Below are 19,326 nucleotides of genomic sequence, written 5' to 3' on the forward strand. Positions count from 1 at the left end.
GCCATTATGAGTATTGAAAGCTTACCCGACTATCCATTACTAAAAAAGCTCGCCGAAGCTCTTTGGCGAAATGAAACTTCATATCAAGGCGCTGCTATAATGGTAGGCTCTGGCTTTAGTAGAAGCGCTGCTAGTAGTGGTGATATAAATAGTAAGTTACCTTTGTGGAATGATCTTCTAAAAATACTATCAGAAGATTTAGGATCCGATCCATGGGGCGACCCGCTACAAATCGCTGAAGAATATAGTTCTTATTTCGGTAAACAAGCTTTGAGGGATTTAATCGAACAAACTGTTAATGACCCTGCATGGATACCAAGCGACTTGTATGGCTCACTGTTAAAGCTACCTTGGACAGAAGTGCTTACAACTAATTGGGACACGCTGTTAGAACGCGCAGCATCTGATATTTATAAACCTATCTATAGTATCGTTAACAAACCTGAAGATCTATCCTCTTCTCGCTCTCCTAGAATCGTAAAATTACATGGAACAGTACAAATATCTCATAATCTAATATTTACTCAAGAAGATTATCGCCAGTATCCCAAGACTCATGCGGCATTTGTAAATTTAGCCCGTCAAATATTTATCGAAAACGAGTTTTGCTTATTAGGATTTTCAGGTGATGATCCTAATTTCTTACAATGGGTTGGATGGGTAAGAGATCATTTAGCAAGTCATGCTCGTCGAATATACTTGGTAGGAGCGTTAGATTTAAGTCCAGCTAAACGCAAATATTTAGAGTCAATCAATGTAGCACCTATTGATTTATCAAGTCTAGTTAAACACTTGGATAACCATGATCAAAGACATCGTGAAGCAACAAAAATGTTTCTCAATGCTCTTCAGATACTTAAGCCTAAAGATAGCTGGGATTGGGAACCAACTTCGATTACTCGTAAAACTATCCCAGAAAACGAAATAGGTAAAGTACATAAGGAGCATAGCTACGCAGCAGCTTTACTTGAGACTCAGTTAGATCAACTTGTTAAAGATAGGGAGTCTTATCCAGTATGGTTGGTATGCCCATCTAATATACGGTGGAGCTTACAAAATCAAATTACCGATCCTTTTCCAAACTCTAAAAACTTAGCTGAAATGAAACCTGATTTGCGATCAAGGATGCTTTACGAAATCGTATGGCGTAACACCATTACTTTTAGTGTGGATGCTATTCATTTAGCTGAAGAACTTCTAGAAATTTGTGATCCTTCTCAACTTAGTGGACTAACTAGCAAACAGCAGATTGAAATAGCATTATGGCTTTTTAGAAGTACACGCTGGTTTGATGATAACGATTATAAAAATATTAACTCAAGAGTAGCTCATATTTTAGACACAGTTAAACTGACTTCTTCAGAAGTAAAAAACGAAATAAACTATCATAAAGCTATTTTAGCTAGAGAAAGCTTCGATTACTCTGGTTTAGAAGAATTAGTTGAAGATATTGAAGCCATAGACCCATCATGGAACATGAAAAAAGCATCACTTCTAGCCGAGTTGGGAAGGTTTGATGAAGGTGAGTTGCTTTTAAAGGATGCTTTTAAAAATCTTAAACTACAATCTAGAAATGATCCAACCTCAGTTTACGTTTTATCACGTTTAGCTTGGGTTAGTTTTCTTCTTCAAGGAGCTGATTTCTTTAACCGTAATGATTTAGAAGTTAAGCCCAATGATTTTGACTATATGGATTCAAATCCTTGGACTTATCTTGAACATATCAGGAAGAGATTATCAGAAGCATTGGATAAACAAGCTAAGAATAATAGTATAGAGCCTTCTTTTGACCCTGGAAGCTATACAGACCATTCTAAATCTCTTTCATTCAGTAATGAGTTACACCCTTTATTACTTGTAGAGGGGTTAACTAACACTGTCGGAGTTCCTATTAGATGGAGAGATGTCAATTTCGTTAAAGATATAGTAGAGAATTTAGCTAAGCTGGAGAGTTTAGAAAATAAAAATCGTTTCATATATGCTATACGAGCATCAACCTCAGATACTACAGATATACTTAAAACAACTCTATCAAGAATTAATATTGCAAAGCTAACAGAGGAGGATTTAGAGTATCTATTAGATCAGACGTATAAAGGTTGTATTTATTGGCTAGAAAAAATTATTCAAACTAGCAATAAGTCTGTACATTATTATTTTAGTAGATTACAAGTTTTTATGGAGGCTTTAGCTAGGTTCGTTATACGGGCGAAGCCAGACAAGGCTATAGAAGTGTTTAAATGGGGTTGCAGTATTGCAATCATAGATGGAATAAAGCATTTCTGGCTGTCCAAACCTTATAGTCATCTCATAGAATACAGCTTACTAGCTATATCAGATAATCGAAAATCAGAGATATTTGAAGATGCCCTCATATTTCCTTTAGCTACCGAAGTGAATATTGATAATGATTTTGGTCAGAGATGGCCAAACCCTGTTGTAAAATTACCTCCCGTAAGAAATGATAGTCTTAAAATCAGTTCACGTTTAGATGAAATCATAAACCATATTTCTCCGAACAATGAGGACAGCGTCCATGCTTTAATAAAGCTATTTCCTTTAATTGAAAATAACTATTTGAATGCTAACGAGTTAGAATCTATAAAATGGAAAATATGGGGAAATCCAGCCAACTACAATTTCATTCCTAAACTAGGTATTTTAGACCATGCTTTGTTAGGACTGTCTGGCGATGATAGTCAAGCGTTGGCTTTAGTTGTTAGAAAACATCTTTTTAAAAGTAATGATTTAATTAATATCCATACGCTTATAGCGATTAAAAATCTTGTTTTGAATGAAAAACACAGAGAACTGCCTACGAAGAAACAGTCTAACAAGATATTCAATACTTTAACTGCATGGCGGTTCACTGCAGAAGACACTGATGTTCCTGAGTTTTTTATAGATAATACGGAAGAACGTTTGGCCAAAGAAATTGCATACACTTTGAACCATGCTATAACACCTTATTTAGGAAAATCCAATTTAAATGAAGCTAACTTAAATAAGTTACTTGATTTTTACGAGAAGACGGAGACCTTTGAGGTATTGTCTTCATTCATATTTTTCTCTAAGAAATTTGATATAGCTTTTGATACTCTTATGAAAGATATACGTGAAGGTTTCTATAAAAAAGACACAAGAAAAGTTGTATCATCAGCAACTGCTTTACTGAACTGGTGTAAATTAGACTTTAACGATGCATTGAAGCCATTAATTTCAAAGTTAATTTATTCAATAAATTTGAATCGCACTAGTGGACTTACCTCATTGATATATATAGCTAATGAGCTCTACTCTCTAGCATATTTAAGTAACGAAAATATTTCAACACTAATTGAAGTCATTCCAATAATTTTTGATGGTAGTGCCTACGAAAATGTAAATCCAGCCAGCCATTTAGCGATTAATGTTACTTCAGTTAGAACTGAAAGTATTAAACTTGCTCGAAATCTACTAAAAAATTATTCAGATAGTGAATTGAAAAGAATCATTGAAGAAGCCAAAACAGACCCTCTACCAGAAGTAAGATTCGCATAAATGAAAAATAGAAATACTTCACAGTCTCCTGAGTTAGCAGGTGGTGATGGCTTTACCTACGAAGGTCATGTCGTGGCCTTCTATTTAACCGCATTATTAGCTGAAGCGAGTGCACCTGGCTGTGATGGTACAGTAGTCAATGTAGCTAGCCAGCAAAGAGACTTCGGCTATCCTTTAGATGACGTTATTATAAAGTGGAAAGATGCATCAGATCGAATTGGAACCACTAGCTTACAGGTCAAACGTGACCTCACGATTAGCTCTGCTGAAAGCAATAAAAACTTTAGAGATATTATTCGTGACAGCCTTGCTAGCTACCAAGATGCTAGTTTTAATGATGATATAGATAAGTACGGAGTGGCGGTTAATGAGATATCCTCTGCTAAATTTCGTGATTTAGGGTTTCTTTGTCATATAGCTGCTGAAAGTGGCGATATTGAACACTTTGAGCAACGGTTTAGCAATGAAGGAAACGCCAGTGCAAATATTAAAGCTATTAGAGATGTGGTATATCAGTTATTGAATGAGTTCTCTGCTACCCCGTTAACACCTACTCAAAAACATGACTTTCTAAAACATTTTATTATTGTTTGGTTTGACTTTTTACATGATGGTGAAGTTGATGCACATATAGCAGAACAGCAGATTCAATCACAGTTACCTGCCAATAGTATTGTATCGCCCGTATTGGTCTGGTCTCATGTTTACGAGTTAGGAAGAGAGTCTGCAGGGAAAGCAGGACAGTTTGATAGGGTTCGGTTGGTCCACGAGTTAAGTAAGGTGGTTAAACTCAAAGAAGGTAGAACTTTTGAAGAGCAGATTGCAAAGATAAAAGAGATTACGAATACTTACTTGCATCAAATTCAAAGCGATATTGATGGGTATAGTTTAGATAGGACTGGTTTAAAACTAAAATTTACTGAAGAGCTTAAAGCAAAACGCTTTATTCAAATAACTGGTATGCCGGGTACTGGCAAGTCGGCTCTGCTACGTACAGAAATTGAAAGCTATTTAGAGAGCTCGTTCGTGTTGTTCTTGAAGTCTGATCAACTGGTCGGTAAAAACTGGGTTCAATACGCTCAAAGCTCTGGGATACCTTCAACTCATAATTTAAAATATCTATTATTTGAAATTCAATCAGCAGGCACGCCTATTTTGTTTATTGATGGTATTGACCGTGTTGATAGTCAGCATAGACCAATTATCGAAGAGTTAATAAGTTTGATTTTAAATGACCCACTATTAATAGAGTGGAAAATAGTGGTCACCTTACGTGAGACAGGGCTAGAGCCGCTAAGAACATGGCTTGGGTCTGTTCTTAAGCAGGCTTCAATTGGCAACGTCATTGTTAATAAACTAGATGATAATGAAGCCAATATTCTCTCAACACAGTTTCCAAATTTAAGAAGCTTACTATTTAACTCTTCTGAAAATGTAAGACATGTTACTAGAACTCCATTTTTTGCAAAAATCCTGTCTACGCTAAGTCTATCAGATGATACATCTCCAGAATCTGAACTGGATTTGATACATGAATGGTGGAAACGTGGCGGATATAGTGCGACGAGCCAAAAAGTTATAGATAGACAGAACGCTTTACTAGAATTAGCTGAGCATAAGGTAAAAAATCTTAGTAAGCCCGTAAAAAGAAGATCGCTTAATAGCAATTCGGAATTAGATGAACTAAACAGCGACGGTGTGATTAGAGTCGATAGTAAAAAACCTACAGTAGATTTTGCTCATGATATCTTTTTTGAATGGTCATTATTGTACAATTTACTTGAAGCTGATAATGAATGGCTCGATAGAATTGAAGCGTTCGGTCAACCTCCAGCTATTGCTAGAGTTGTAGAGTTACTGGCTCAGCAGAAGCTCCAGGACGAAGAGTGGTCTATAGCAATAGAAAACCCAAAGTTTAAAACACTTCGTTCACAATGGTTGCGAGCATGGCTATTAGGTGCTATCAGCTATCCAAATATAGCGCAATACAATAATCAATTTAGAGGCAAACTAGTTGAAAACGACTATGCTCTCTATGAGAAGTTATTGGTTTGGTTTCAAGCAGAAAAGACACAGCCAAACCCGTTGATACTTGCTACTTCTAAAGATATAAAAGTTGCTACCTCTCTTGCGTGGCCGACTGACTTAACCTTATGGTTTAAAGTTATTACTTCTATATTAGAAGATATTCCTTCATTGCCAGAAAACATATATCCAAGAGTTATCGATATCTTTACAGTTTTTCAAAATCTAGCTATAAATTTTGAAAACGCTACACAGCCTCCACAGGTTATTATTGAATTTTCATCCAAAATATTACAAATAGCTTTAGGTTGGCTATCTGAAATCGAAGGGCTAAAAGATCATCCTAGTACTCATAATTGGCAATTAGTTAATGATATAACAGGATTTAAAGATGCGCTACGTAATTTAATTATAGTGTCTGCCAGTTCTTATCCAACTTTCATTCAAACCTATTTGAATAGTCTACTCGATCTAGATGAAATACCTAATGAGATTTTTAAATACATAATCCAATTATCTGGATTTATAGCCCAAAAACATGCCGATCTAATTGTAGATTTCTGTTTAAAAAAATTATTGTGTGAATTACCGTTAGATAAATATAAACGTGATTGTGAAGAGCAAAAACGGTCTCAAGATTATTGGTTGGAATTAGATAACATTCCACAAGAAGAGCTTACTGATAAGCAAAAAAAACTACTTCAACGTAGGGTAATGTTTTCAAGCCCATTTCCAACTGAAGCTATTAGCGACAGTGACTGGAAAAGTCTTGCTATTAATAGTGACTTTATTGGCTTCTATCCTTCCTCTCCAATCAAAGAACCATTCCACTCACTATTAAAACATGCTCCCGACTCTGGATTAAGACTAATTACAGCGCTATCAAACCATGCTAACACGGCTTGGCGGCAGCTTCATGAGCTATCTGATGAAAAGCTCACACCAATTCCTGTCACATTAGACTTTCCTTGGGGCTCTCAAACCTTCTGGGGAAATGAGAAAGAATATATTTGGTCACGTCCATACTGGATAAACGATACATTGTCATCAGCATTTATGACCTTAGAAAAGTGGTGTTTTGAACAGTTAGAAGCGGGTACGAATTTAAACAAGTTAATTCAAAAAATAACCAAAGATCATGAATCAGTAGCCATTCTAAGTGTTGTATCTGTAATCGCTCTCGAACAACAGTATATTAGCAAAACTATACTTCCTTTGGTGACTAATCAAAAAATACTTGATCTAGATTACTATCGATTTACTCAAGATATACGTGGTTCAACGTCAGACAGGAAAAGCTATAAATTTTGCTTGTCAAATTTACTAAATGCATTCGTTTTTTCTAAATTTAGTGAGGAGATCAAAAAAAGATTAATTGGACTTGCAAACTTTCTACCATACAATTTCGAAGAACAGATGGATAATGCAGTAGTTACTAAAAGATTAATAGAACGAGCTAAATTTTATGCCGAATATGCAGATGAAGCTACTTATATAGTTCAGCCTACTGAAAACGAAAGTATAGTCACTATTTCGCATCATAGCCCTTCTTTGAATAATAGCAAAAACATAGAAGAACAGAAGAAAAGTGTAGATTTTCTTAGTTTTAATAATATAGCCTATTGGGCTCATAAATCTCTTTTACAAGACTCCATTGTAGAAGGATATTCTATTCAATCTGCTCTAGAGTTTATGAAACAATACGATGAGCTAGAGCTCTTTGAAGATGGTTGTGAAGGATGGACCGAGGAATCTACTCATAAACGCATGAAACAAAATGCTGTTGTCGCCGTAGCAACGATGGCCTTATCCTTTAGAGAAGCGCTAGCTGATACAGATTTAGAATGGGCACGCGAGGTAATAAATAAAATATTAGATTTACCATTTAACTCATATGAGTGCAGCACCCCAGAAGCAAAACTTACATTTCATCCAAAGATATTTGCTAGTAAAGCACTAGCTTCTGAAATAAAATTTGATACAGCTGATGATAACTCAAAAATCCAAATATTATGCATTATTGCGAGTCCAGTAAATGAAATATCCATATCAGCTTTAAACGAATGTCTCTCATTATATGAAGTTGATAGAAAACTCAGTTACTCCGCTATATTCATAGCTATATCAATGAGTCATAATCATTTGAAATATCGTAATTGTAACTCAGATGATACAGCTAAAATAAATGTGGAGTTACGGAGTATAGAATCTATTTTAGCTGAATATTATGAGTCTGATAAACAATTCATTGAACTTCCAAAATGTGGAAGTCCTTGGGTTGAGTTGGAACAGGAAAAATATAGACCTTCTTTGAACTATTCTTTAAATAAGTCTTTTGACGCTATAAAGTGGGAAAGATCTGATGAACAATGGGATACTACTTTTTTGAGTCATATCTTAAAGCAGCTACCTATTAAGGAATTACTACAGTCAGAATTCAAAGAAGAACTTCTAAGTTTTATAGAGAATTTAATTAATTGGACTATTGAGCTAATTGAGCCTTCATGGTCTGAACAGTCTAATCACAAAGGCAACCATGGCAGTCTTTATGAATTCTCAGATGCTCTATGTAATATCATTGGTACAATCTGTGGAGTATTGCCATTCAACGTGACTTATCATAGGTTTGTAAAGCCTATATTGAACCTAAAATCTCAAGAAGGTTGGCAACTTATAGAACCTTTAATCAGCTATTGCAGCTGCAATCTATATGACGAGATCGTTGCATCAGAAGATATTGTAAGAATACTTGAACACTGTATGGAAAGATTCTTGCAGGTCGAAGAGTTGAACACAAATAGCTATCGCATTGGAGAGTTTGATGTATTCAAAAATAATGCACTAGAGACGTTAATGTTTACTCGCATCACTCAATTTGATAGTGCTAAACGATTCGCAAATGGTAACTGGACTGACATTCATTTGGTAATGCCCATAATTAATAAATTGGTTCGTGAAGCTGGTTGGGTTGGTGCTGTAATGCAAAACTTTGTGCAATTATGCGACCATGCCAAAAATGACTATCCTGCTGAAGTTTTCGCAGATCAAGTCTTAACCGTCATATCTAAGCCTAAGTTTGTAGGCTGGCAAGGTAGCACATTGTATTCTCGTATAGCTGAACTGGTGCAATTCCTTGCAGAAAGGGACAATCCTTTAGATTTAGAGACTGGTCAGAAGCTCTTACGAATTATTGACTGGCTGATTGACCAAGGTGATAGACGAAGTGCTTCACTACAACAAAGCGAATTGTTTAGAAGCATCAAGGTTAATTGAATAAGCTAGCTATAAATAGCTCTAAACTCTATACTTTATTTTTTGTTAGTACCATTAACAAATAACCTAGATATTTAAGCACTCCCGATGATGCATAATAGTGATCAGTGGTAGCCAAGTTTTTGTCAGAGCATTTACGTTTTTTCTGTACTACCCTTACCTCATAACCGTGAAAATTCTCACGAGCACCGACACGTATTGAGCTGTTCAGACTTAAGTCTTTTTTAACATCACTTACAGCTTGCTCGCTATATGCTCTAACCTGCCAATGACTGGCATCAATAAGCTGACAACCTACTAGCATAAAACTCTGTAGCATCTCCAGCTGGGTCTCCTTAATACCAAAATGAATCGATGAGTTATTTAAGTTATGTTTACGTGCAAATATCTCAATGAACATTCTCAACTTCTCAGGATCCTTTATAGACATCTTATAGGCTCTATCTAACGCTCTAATTATTACCTCCTGGTTTTTACTACCTTTAGGCCTACCTATTGATAGCCTGTCATCGTCGAACAGCTGACTAGCGCGCAGGTATAAACATTTAGATTCATTTAGACTTATACCATGTCTAATAGCAACTTCAGGTAACAGCTGATCTCGAGAGTTTTCTTTTAACTCCTGCAGCTCCGCTAGAAAACCTATGACGTCCGCATATTTAGGGTGAATAAAAATTGAATTTGTATTCGACTCTTTCAATTCATTCAAACTACTATTTAACAGTGGCTGGCTAGCATTGCTATCAGGTTCATCTGCATTCTTAAATAATGGTGTTTTATTAACAGCCGTTTTTTTAAGGAAATATGGTCTTATCTTATTTAATTGCACAGTCTTTGTCGTTGCATCATAAGCAGTTTTGTCTTGTCTATAGATAGCAGAGTAATCTAGATCTGTTATTAACTCTAAAACTGTTATAGGTAGCTCCAAGCAAGCATTACTCAGCCGCTCCCCTGCCAGCAGATGAGCAGTATGAATATAATGCTCGAAGGTTGTGTCGCACGTTAAATGTCCTGCAAAGCTGGCCAGTCCAAACCAGGATCCTTGTTCCTTGTGATAGCCAAGGACCCCTTTTATTACTTTTTCGCACTGCTCATTATCATAATCAGTCATCACCTGTGCCAATGGCGACTTACTTAGTACTAACGCCAGCTGACTAATCGCAGTATGCCTAAAGCTGTGAAATGTGAAATCGTGCTCTCCTAGCAATCTGTCCCAAATTAACTTCATGAGATTACTGAAAATCACACTGGGTAACGGCTGATCACCTGAACCTTGAGAAAACAAGTAACGACGCTTCAACCTTTTCTGCTGACGATATAACTGAGTAAATTGTTTTAACTCGTCTTTCTTAAGTAGGCAGTTAATGGGTATAAGGCGGCTTGCGCTGCTACTTTTCAATCTCCGATAGCGATTTGGTCTTAACCATATTTGCGGCTGCTCTATTCGTTGTCCATGTTCATCAATATAGATGTCAGCTATATCACGAACTTTAACACCGATAAGTTCTTTAATTCGCAACCCTGTTCGATACGCAAGACTTAACACTACTAAGCACAGGTTTTTCTGTTCATCGTCTAAGCCCGAATTGACCAAATACTCTTTCATCGCATGATATATCCGAGGTGATATCATGTTCGCATTTACCACTTGGCGTTTATTACCCCATGGGAAATGCACAAACGGCGTATTATAGGATGCTCGCTGATAATCATGGAAAGCTCGTAGTCTGCCGTAAGTAAATTTTTGAGTATCTTTGAGCTTATCCAGGTATGAAACTTTGTTTTTGGTTATATGCTCATTATTAAGGACATTGAGACTACCTTTACTTAACACATCGTCTGTACAGCCAACTAAGTCATCATCCGCATCTAGATTGTCTTCGCCAAAGCCTGAGTCTTTGTTCAAAATAGACTGCTTTCTTCCATCCTTAATCTTACTTTGAATGATCTCCTCATATACAGCTTCAAAGTCCTCACCAGACCATTCATCAAGATTCTCATCCATTGTTAGCATCAGCCAATCCCGACCAATACATCCCAGATATTTGCTGATGGTATTTAACCTGTTATTGCTATCATTCAATAAGCTCTTTACCCATCCTAAAAGACGCATGCCGTTGGGTTGGGTTAACTCCTGCTGTAACAGCTCTACTTGTATAATAGCGGATGCTTTACTGCCCTTAAGTGCGTCTTGAACCTCTTTAATAAGATTCTTACCAAAGCTTGGATAAACCCTACTATTGGTACTTTTTTTGTCTGATTCTGAATAACTTGCTACAAATAACTCTTCCCAAGTGAGCGACTGTAGATTTGAGTTAATCACCTCTTGATTATAACTAATAAGCTTATTTGTGGTTAAGCCCGTCGTTTTAATCTTGCCCTGTCTAACAACAGTGAGCGCACTATCTATATCGGCACCCTTCATCTGCCGCCAATGATAGTCAGCGTATTTTATTAATTGTGATAAATGCGGTTTATTTTTATCTTTATTCTGTAGTTTTAGCTTCTTACAAATATCATCAACAATGGTTTCAAACGATTTCACACCTTCTTTTTTTAACTTTTTATCTTTTAGCGCGTATAAAAAGCAAAGTGTCATATCATCAGGTATGTACTCTACATAGCGCTGTAAGCTTGTAGCAGATACATCCTCTGAGGTATGACTTTGCGTATAAGAACAACCGTAATTGTCATCATCAATACTGAGCAAGATTAGCGCCAAACTCTCGCTGCTGACACCTGAATCTGGTAATTCATCAGTTGCTGGTAGCTGCAATTGATATATGTCACGTTCGCCTAGGAGCCATTGATACAGTGCTTTTAACACATCTATGTCATTCAATCCCCCATACATCACGCTACAGTAGAGCACTGACTCAATCAAATCATTGTTTGAGAACCTTCTTTTCCGTTGCCATATCTCAATTATTTGCTGGCTAGCAAGGCTTACTTGAGCACCACTTACCATCCAATCATAGGATATTGTTAAATGATCACGCTCTGCTATGACTGGCACAACTGGTTCATCCATACTCAGTTCATGAGATTTGTTATAACTCCGTATGTATTCTAAAAATCCTTGTCTGGCTAAGTGATAGCTATGCGCAGTATCAAAATGCACCTCAAGTATGCTACCAATGGTTTGATAGTATTCAGTTAGGTCTGTTCCTGTGAGTATGTGATTGTCATCAACATACGAAGCTATCAAAAATTTTGCCTCATTTTTGATACTCTCATGACTCTTGCTTTTATTTTCTTCTCTTAACTGATGAGCAACGGCATTATCCATATATATTCACCTCAACTTGTCGTAGGTTAAGCTCAACTGCAACTTTCTCTAAGTCAGCGGATAACGCTTTTAGCTCATTAATGGATAATGACGACATGGGATGCATAGCCTCCTGATCTGGATGTTCATGACCATATAGGGCGCAGATCAAATGCTCAGGGGACCTATTCGTTAGTAGTGAGCGTAATTGATGTCTAAGCCAGTTGTCTTGGTGACTAAAAAAGTGTTTTATCTGATAGCGAACCTTACTAGGTTTAATACCGGTAAAGCCTTTGGGATTTTGGCTAAATAGCTGAATGAGTGGCTGACTAGAGTTCAAAATTTTATTTATAGGAAATTGGTCATTGGGATATATAGAATTATGCATGACCGCAAATTGCTTGATATATTTAATATAATTTTGAATCGCTGTGATTAAGAAATCACTAAGAGGAATAAGCCTTCCCTGCCCTTGTCCCTGACGCTCTTCTTTATCCGACACCCATAACAGCCTTTGCCTAAAATCAAATTGATTTAAAAGCCCAGGCGCATGCTTTACGGGTCTAATCCCAGTCTGAATAAAGATGATGTGCCATAACCAGACACCATAAGCATTAAACTGCTCAATATAACGGTCCTGCCTTATGCTTACGTTCCGCTTTAATCGACCGTTATAACTCTCAGTTGCTTCAGCAAGCTCATCAAAAAATCTTTGGCAGATATCAATATTTAAAGTCATGTCACTACCAATATATTTTTTATAACGATTGCTTTTCGTGCTAGACATACTAAGCTGTCGTAGCTCACCTTGGCTGTCCGCAGTACAGTATTCGGTCAATAGTTGTATGGCGCTGTAGTAAGTCTTCTCTAAGCTTATTGTCTCAATACTGGTGTAGTACAAGGGCGAGCTGTGTTTCACATCAACTCCAGTAATCATGTCGGCATGTAATGGCTCTTGCAGCTCATTCTTTATAACTGTATATAAACAAGCGTCAATATGCTGATTTGATAACACCGGTAGCTCTAGTTGCACTTTCAAGCTTGCCAGCACTTCAGACACTTCATCGCCATCCACCGAAAACTTATTTTCAATAACTGCTTGTAGCCTCGCTGGCAGAGGTAATTTAAATTCATTATCATGGCTTTGACGATGTGGCAATAAGTGGCTTCTACGATTTGAAGTTACGTTAATAGTATTACTCATAGCATAACTATCAGCAGCCGAACCGCTTTCATGACTCAACCACTTGCGCTGACTTTTATCCAATGCCAGCTCATAAATCACGTCTTGGACCTTCCGACCACTTAGCATTGATAGTAATATAACGGCATAAACCCGACGCTGTTTATAGCTGACAACGCCAAAAAGCTGCCACACCCGAGCAAATAACATCTGATAGCTCAGTAGGCTTAGTTGACGTAGGTTGGTAGGAAAATAAAACTGATTACGGCGGACATGTCGATAATTGTTTTTTAGCTTCCATTGCTGTAGTTCTGAGGATTTAGCGGTTGTACTGGAGGGTTTAAAGTCATTATCTAGGAGCGCAGGCGTGTCATCATCAGCGATATTTTCAGCGTCCGCCACATTATCATTTTTATGGGGTCTGCCAAATATTGTGACTCGTATTGGCTCATCATCACTATCAAGGTAACGCTTATTAGCGTGTTCTTTACTAAGCTCATTGTTTTGTGAGCTGCTATAGGTTTTACCTACAAACGCTTTATTCTCTGCAACCACTTCATAAGCAAGTCTGATCTGGCCAATTTTACCAGCCAACTTTTTATTAACGATCCTGCCTAACTTTTCATCATTTCCGATTTGGGCTTCGTATTGACGTAACGCCGCTAATGCATCTGTGAGTGAAGCATGTTGAGCATGAATACTAATCAATTTTTTAATAATCTCAGTTTGTGGATTATTGTCCTTTAAGCCCATCCTTAGACGCACACTTAGCTGACTGACTTTGGCGGAGTGGTCATCCTTACGTATAGCAATCATAATAATTATTTGCAGATATGCACTCATAAACTGCCATGCTTCATTATCAATATGTGCTTGACCATACCTCTGGTAAAACAAGACCAGCATATAAGTGACTGCCCAATCCTCAATCTTTTTCTCTTTGACGACTGTCTTGGCAATAGCTTCACATTCAGACGATATAAATACCGGCATTTCTATGTTGGCATGTTCACTGATATGTAGGCAAAAGCCTGGATTAACATAAAGAGTATTAATAATCAGACTTTGTACTTTTATACAGTACGGTGAATCAGGTGGTACTAGCTGATCTAAAACCACTTTTAATTCGTTGTTATCAAATTTCTTTATATTCATTAGGGTGCACCACTCAACCAGCTCATACTTTGAGGGAGACCTATAACACGCTCTTCTAGTGCAAACTTACATTGGCGATATTCATAACTACTCTGGCTAATACCTGCAAAATGGCAATACTCCTTTACAGTCAGTTGCCTAACCCCCATGAGCTGGCATATCACACTTTGAGGTGCAGTACTTTTAAGTGCATTAAACAAATCAGGGTGATGAATATCCTTCAAAAACGTTAAATTTATAACTTCCATCCATGCCAGCTTCTGAACATCTTTAATACTTTCAGGCGTAATTAAACACGGGTAATCACTATCACTCTCTAACTTTAAAACCTGACTAATCCTCTGGAACTCATTGAAGAAATAAAAAGCATTATCTCCTCCATCAATCAATCGAAGTGGCGGTCGATAGAACTTATCAATACATTCCATATTGATGTAAGTAGCCTTAGGTTTAAATCTCTGCCAAACACATAAAGCCGTCTCAGCATAACGGTGCACAAGCAAATTACTTTTACTTGGAACTATGAGTTTCTGTCTTGGCTTAAAGTTAATATTTTTCATTTTTATATAAAAATAGTGAATATTATTCATGTTATCCAATAATGACTTAGGTGTCAAACACTTTAGTGTTGTGGTGCTCAGAATTAAGAAATAGCTAAGACTTTTAAACAGTTAGAATAATTTTAGACACAAAAAAATCTCTTAATGCCACAACTTATGTAGCTCTAAGAGATTTTTTGCTTTATTTATTTACTAGGTGAGTAGCTCAAATCCGGGGTTTGATGCAGGGTGGCGTATGAGTAACGTATTTAAATCAATACAGTTTTGCACATAGTCGGTGGCTGGACTTGGAAATCCCGCTTTGACCTTATCACTGTACAACGACAGCAATATCGTTTCACCTTCATTAGTTAGCTTACCGATTATTTTGACGGTCATCTAATGCACCTTAGGCAATTGATTGATATTGGTGGTATAGCACGGTGATAACATGTCTCGGCTCATCTGCCATGACTGTTTGTCTTTAATACCTTCACTGGCGATAAAGACCGCCGCTTGCTGATTGCTGTTCTGTCCGTACTTTTTATTAAGCGCATCCATGATGGCAGTGACCTCACCTCTTTTCTCAGCGCTTTGCTTTGCACTTCCATTCTGACTGTTGCCATCTCTCTTGTCCTGATCTTCTGCAAACAAATCAAGCTGCACCTCATCATGCTGACAGATGCCAAGCAGCATCACACCCGCTTTGGCGTAGCGTACCTTTTCTTTATAGATAACCTTTAGTACTTGCCTAGCAGCCGTGACCATCACTCTGGTGTCTGCGGTTGGCGTGATGAAGTGATAGTCACCAGAGATTGAGACATAAGGCTCATTTTTACTGAACGGGCTGTTCTTGGCAAAGACCGTGATATAAGCACACACGCTGTCTTGTTTGCGTAGCTTACTGGCGGCTTTTGCTACGTGAGCACAGATAGACTCGCTAAGGGCTTGCTGGTCGGTAATGCGCTCAGAGAAAGAGCGTGAGGAGATGATTTGCTTCTTGGGCGCTATGCTGTCAATACCCAGACAGGACTGACCGTTTAACTCTAAGCAGGTGCGCTCGAGTACTACCCCAAAGTGCTGCCTTATCTTACCAGGCTCGCAGATAGCCAATTGATAAACCGTCTGAATACCCATCTCGTTAAGTCTGATCTTATAACGACGACCCACACCCCACAGCTCACCGACATCGGTTATCTGCATGATGCGGCGTATCCATCTGATATTATCTAACACACAGACGCCTTTGGTAGCGGGATACCTCTTAGCCGCATGATTGGCAAGCTTTGCCATGGTCTTAGTAGTGCCAATGCCAACACCCACTGGAATACCCGTATGCATCTCGACAATGGCTTTAAGCTTATGTCCGTAAGCACTGAGATCTTGCATGGCAACAGGATAGTCAGCTAGGTATAAAAAGGCTTCATCGATTGAATACACCTCAACCGTTGGACAAAGGGTTTCAAGGGTCATCATGACACGCTGAGAGATATCGGCATAGAGGGTGTAGTTGGAGCTAAAGACAGTGACGTTATTGTGCTCACAGAAGTCTTTGACTTGAAAGTACGGCACGCCCATCTTAATACCCAATAGCTTTGCCTCAGGTGATCGAGCAACGACGCAGCCATCATTGTTAGAGAGCACGACCACAGGCTTGTCCCTTAGATCAGGACGAAAGAGCTTTTCACAGTTGGCATAAAAGCTGTTGCAGTCGATGAGCGCATACATGGCGGACTCTTTAGGTGAAGGGCATAAAAGATAAGGTGAACCTAAGCACACATAACTATGTTTGGACAAGATAACTTTGATTGTAGAGACAGCCGCTTGCACAATTCAAGGGCAGATGTGATTCATGCGACGACGGTTGTCGCGAGGTTTTTAGGCGAAGTGTTTAATCAGTGAGAGCACAAGCAACAGTCGTAACCTTTCGTTAATCTTCATCAAGCTACTTAACGCTACAACCCGTTATCATTCTCGTTGTCGATAGCATGGGGCTTTATAAAAACACCCCCGCCCTGATTTTTAACTGAAACGAGAGAACACCATGAAAAAAATAATGATCAGCTCAATCTTAGCCCTGACTGCCTGCTTTACCATGGTTAGCCAAGCCAATGCAGCGCCGCACGTTGCTAAGCATCATGTCACTCAAGTCAAGCATCAAAAAGCCAGCGTGAAGTTTAACAACAAACATCCACATGTTAAGAAGAAGGTAGTGGTATCAAAGCATCAGTCAAAGAAGCCCGCGACTCATCTGAAGGCGAAAAGTAAGTACTGTAGTGGTCAACTAATTTAGGACACCTGATAAGAGGTTTTTGTTAAAATAGCGTCTCTCTGTTTCTAATGGTGTTAAGTAATTGTTGAAAGTATGGGGTCTCACAGTTTGATAATAGCCCCAGATATAGTCAGTGATAGCACTCTTAGCCTCAAAGATATCTTCATAACCACCCTTTGGCATCCATTCCGTTTTAAAGCTTCTAAAGAAGCGTTCAGTTGGCGCGTTGTCCCAGCAATTACCCTTTCTGCTCATGCTTTGAATCATGCCGTCACAACTAGCCACGGATTCAGCAAATGCCTTGCTAGTGTAATGCGTGCCTTGATCCGAGTGAAACAGCACCCTACTGGGTCTAAGTCTCGTCTGATATGCCATCTGTAGTGCTTTAGCAGTCAGCATACTGTCAGGAGAGTCTGATACGGCAAAGCCCACGACACGACGGGCAAACAGATCTAACACCACAGCTAGATAACACCAGCCGCTCTTGATACGGATATAGGTCACATCTCCCGTCCAGACTTGGTTAGGCATGCTTGGACTAAAATTGCGCTTTAGGATATTGTCGTGGGTTTTATGCATCTGATCAGCATGCTTATACTTGTGTGTCTTTTCCTGAGAGCTTTTAAGGTGCATACTCTTCATAAGACTACCTGCTAGGTAACGTGTCAGCCTGATGTTATGCTCATTCCATAAGATAGCGACAATAGTGCGAGCACCAGCCGATTGTTTGGAGTCATTGAATATCTGACGTATTAATGCTTTGAGTTTGACGCGTTCTATATCAATAGGCTTAGTCTTAATACCATAGTAGTAGCTGCTTCTAACGACACCAAACAGGTGGCATAGCTTACGCTTGCTCAGTCGTTTGTCTTGCTCTGCAAGCTTGCTGATCAGCGATAGACGTTCAGGCTGTCCAAGGCTAGCAGAGCCGAAGCCTTTTTTAGAATGTCGCGCTCCATAGTGAGTCGTTTAACTTGTTTACGTAGCTCTTGTAGTTCTCTTTGCTCATCGGTGAGGGCTAAACCTGCAGCTGGTGCAACCCCTTGCTGCTCTTTTTTATACTTGCGTACCCAGTTATCTAGGGTTGATGCACCAATTCCTAAAGACTCTGCCACTTCTGCTACTTTGCGCTTATGATCAACGACTAAGCTGATAGCTTCTAATTTGAATTCTCGGGTATATTCTCTGCGGTTGCTAGTCATACTATGTTCCTTCTTTTGGGTTAGTATAACCTCTTAAGCGTGGTCCGATTTAATTATGCCACTACAATCGAATCCAGGAGTACTATTTATATTTGTTACTGGAGAAGTAGGTTTTAAGGTATATGCATTCGTGCTGTTAACGCCTCCTCCTCTAAGCCCCAACGGATCTACCCAATTAACAGGATTCGGCGCATAAGCAAACACATTATCTCCGCCCATTAATCCTATCGGATCACTCGTAGTAAACATCCCCATATCAGGATCATAGTACCTGAATCGATTATAGTGCAAGCCTGTTTCTTCATCACAATATTGACCCTGAAAACGTATCGGTTGCAGCTCATCAGCTGACACTTTTAATTGCTCAAGCTTCTCCTCGCGCCAAACTACTTTCGCAGTATTGCCCCATGCCTCGTAATCAGCGAACCAAACCACTTCACCTTGGCTGTTGGTCAACTCATTTGGGGTGCCGAGCTGATCGTTATGATAATGATAAACCTGTATTGAACTGCTGTCTTGATTGCTTACTACGTTATCACTGTCATCATTAGCCGCTTGTTGCAGGGTATCTTTGCGCCATACCATCCTTGCTACAGGTGTAAAGCTACCTTGGTCATAGATGGTGTTATAGACATGGGTGTCGGTATGTTCTTGAATGGCGTTATCACCGTCCCAAAGCATATGCATGTGCTTTTGCTCGGTGTTTGATCCTTGACTAATCTGACTGTGTTTATGTATGCGTCTGCCAAAGGCATCGTAGTAATAATGAGTCGTAGTGACAACGGTATCGCTACCCTTATGATGCGTGAGTATGGTTTGACTCAACTCGTTATTAGCATTGTATTTAAATGTTAGCTCTTTTTTAAACC

11 protein-coding genes are annotated in these 19,326 nt (G+C 38.6%); 3 read left to right on the forward strand and 8 right to left on the reverse strand.

Features of this window, described 5'->3' with window-relative positions; translation table 11 throughout:
- The first annotated feature begins 6 nt into the window (after positions 1-6).
- Positions 7-3,540: an SIR2 family NAD-dependent protein deacylase gene (locus tag ACT3SX_RS05415; protein WP_442069596.1), complete on the forward strand. Its 3,534-nt coding sequence runs from the start codon at positions 7-9 to the stop codon at positions 3,538-3,540.
- Positions 3,541-8,838: an ATP-binding protein gene (locus tag ACT3SX_RS05420; protein ID WP_442069595.1), complete on the forward strand. Its 5,298-nt coding sequence runs from the start codon at positions 3,541-3,543 to the stop codon at positions 8,836-8,838. It begins immediately after the preceding gene.
- Positions 8,839-8,866: 28 nt separating this feature from the next.
- Here ACT3SX_RS05420 and ACT3SX_RS05425 read toward each other — a convergent pair whose 3' ends face one another.
- The 5 genes from ACT3SX_RS05425 to umuC form a co-directional block, all read right to left on the reverse strand.
- Positions 8,867-12,127, reverse strand: coding sequence for a site-specific integrase (locus tag ACT3SX_RS05425; RefSeq protein ID WP_442069594.1), 3,261 nt, complete (start codon positions 12,125-12,127; stop codon positions 8,867-8,869).
- The gene (locus ACT3SX_RS05430; RefSeq protein WP_442069593.1) at positions 12,120-14,444 is read right to left on the reverse strand and encodes a hypothetical protein; all 2,325 of its coding nucleotides are present in this window, start codon (positions 14,442-14,444) and stop codon (positions 12,120-12,122) included. Before ACT3SX_RS05430 ends, ACT3SX_RS05425 begins: the two co-directional genes overlap by 8 nt.
- Positions 14,444-15,034: a hypothetical protein gene (locus ACT3SX_RS05435; protein WP_442069592.1), complete on the reverse strand. Its 591-nt coding sequence runs from the start codon at positions 15,032-15,034 to the stop codon at positions 14,444-14,446. Before ACT3SX_RS05435 ends, ACT3SX_RS05430 begins: the two co-directional genes overlap by 1 nt.
- A gap of 162 nt (positions 15,035-15,196) precedes the next feature.
- Positions 15,197-15,382 carry a hypothetical protein gene (locus ACT3SX_RS05440; RefSeq protein WP_442069591.1) on the reverse strand — a complete coding sequence of 62 codons (186 nt, stop codon included), beginning with the start codon at positions 15,380-15,382 and terminating at the stop codon, positions 15,197-15,199.
- A complete protein-coding gene (umuC, locus tag ACT3SX_RS05445; RefSeq protein WP_442069590.1) occupies positions 15,383-16,711 on the reverse strand; it encodes a translesion error-prone DNA polymerase V subunit UmuC in 1,329 nt (442 codons plus the stop codon). It abuts the gene before it with no gap.
- 316 nt (positions 16,712-17,027) lie between these two features.
- Here umuC and ACT3SX_RS05450 point away from each other — a divergent pair, with 316 nt between their 5' ends.
- Entirely contained in the window at positions 17,028-17,276 is a 249-nt protein-coding gene (locus ACT3SX_RS05450; protein ID WP_442069589.1) for a hypothetical protein, read from the forward strand.
- On the opposite strand, the gene ACT3SX_RS05455 is transcribed toward ACT3SX_RS05450, so the two are convergent.
- The 3 genes from ACT3SX_RS05455 to ACT3SX_RS05465 form a co-directional block, all read right to left on the reverse strand.
- Positions 17,268-18,149, reverse strand: coding sequence for an IS3 family transposase (locus ACT3SX_RS05455; protein WP_200662912.1), 882 nt, complete (start codon positions 18,147-18,149; stop codon positions 17,268-17,270). The two genes, ACT3SX_RS05450 and ACT3SX_RS05455, sit on opposite strands and share 9 nt — an antisense overlap.
- Complete coding sequence (locus ACT3SX_RS05460) at positions 18,146-18,457, reverse strand: transposase (protein WP_192529932.1); 312 nt, start codon at positions 18,455-18,457, stop codon at positions 18,146-18,148. Before ACT3SX_RS05460 ends, ACT3SX_RS05455 begins: the two co-directional genes overlap by 4 nt.
- Positions 18,458-18,490: 33 nt before the next feature.
- Positions 18,491-19,326 (reverse strand): RHS repeat-associated core domain-containing protein (locus ACT3SX_RS05465; RefSeq protein WP_444761693.1); only part of this gene is annotated, 836 nt, incomplete at its 5' end.

The sequence above is a fragment of the Psychrobacter sp. AOP31-B2-9 genome (genome assembly GCF_052378005.1).
Classification (GTDB): Bacteria; Pseudomonadota; Gammaproteobacteria; order Pseudomonadales; family Moraxellaceae; genus Psychrobacter.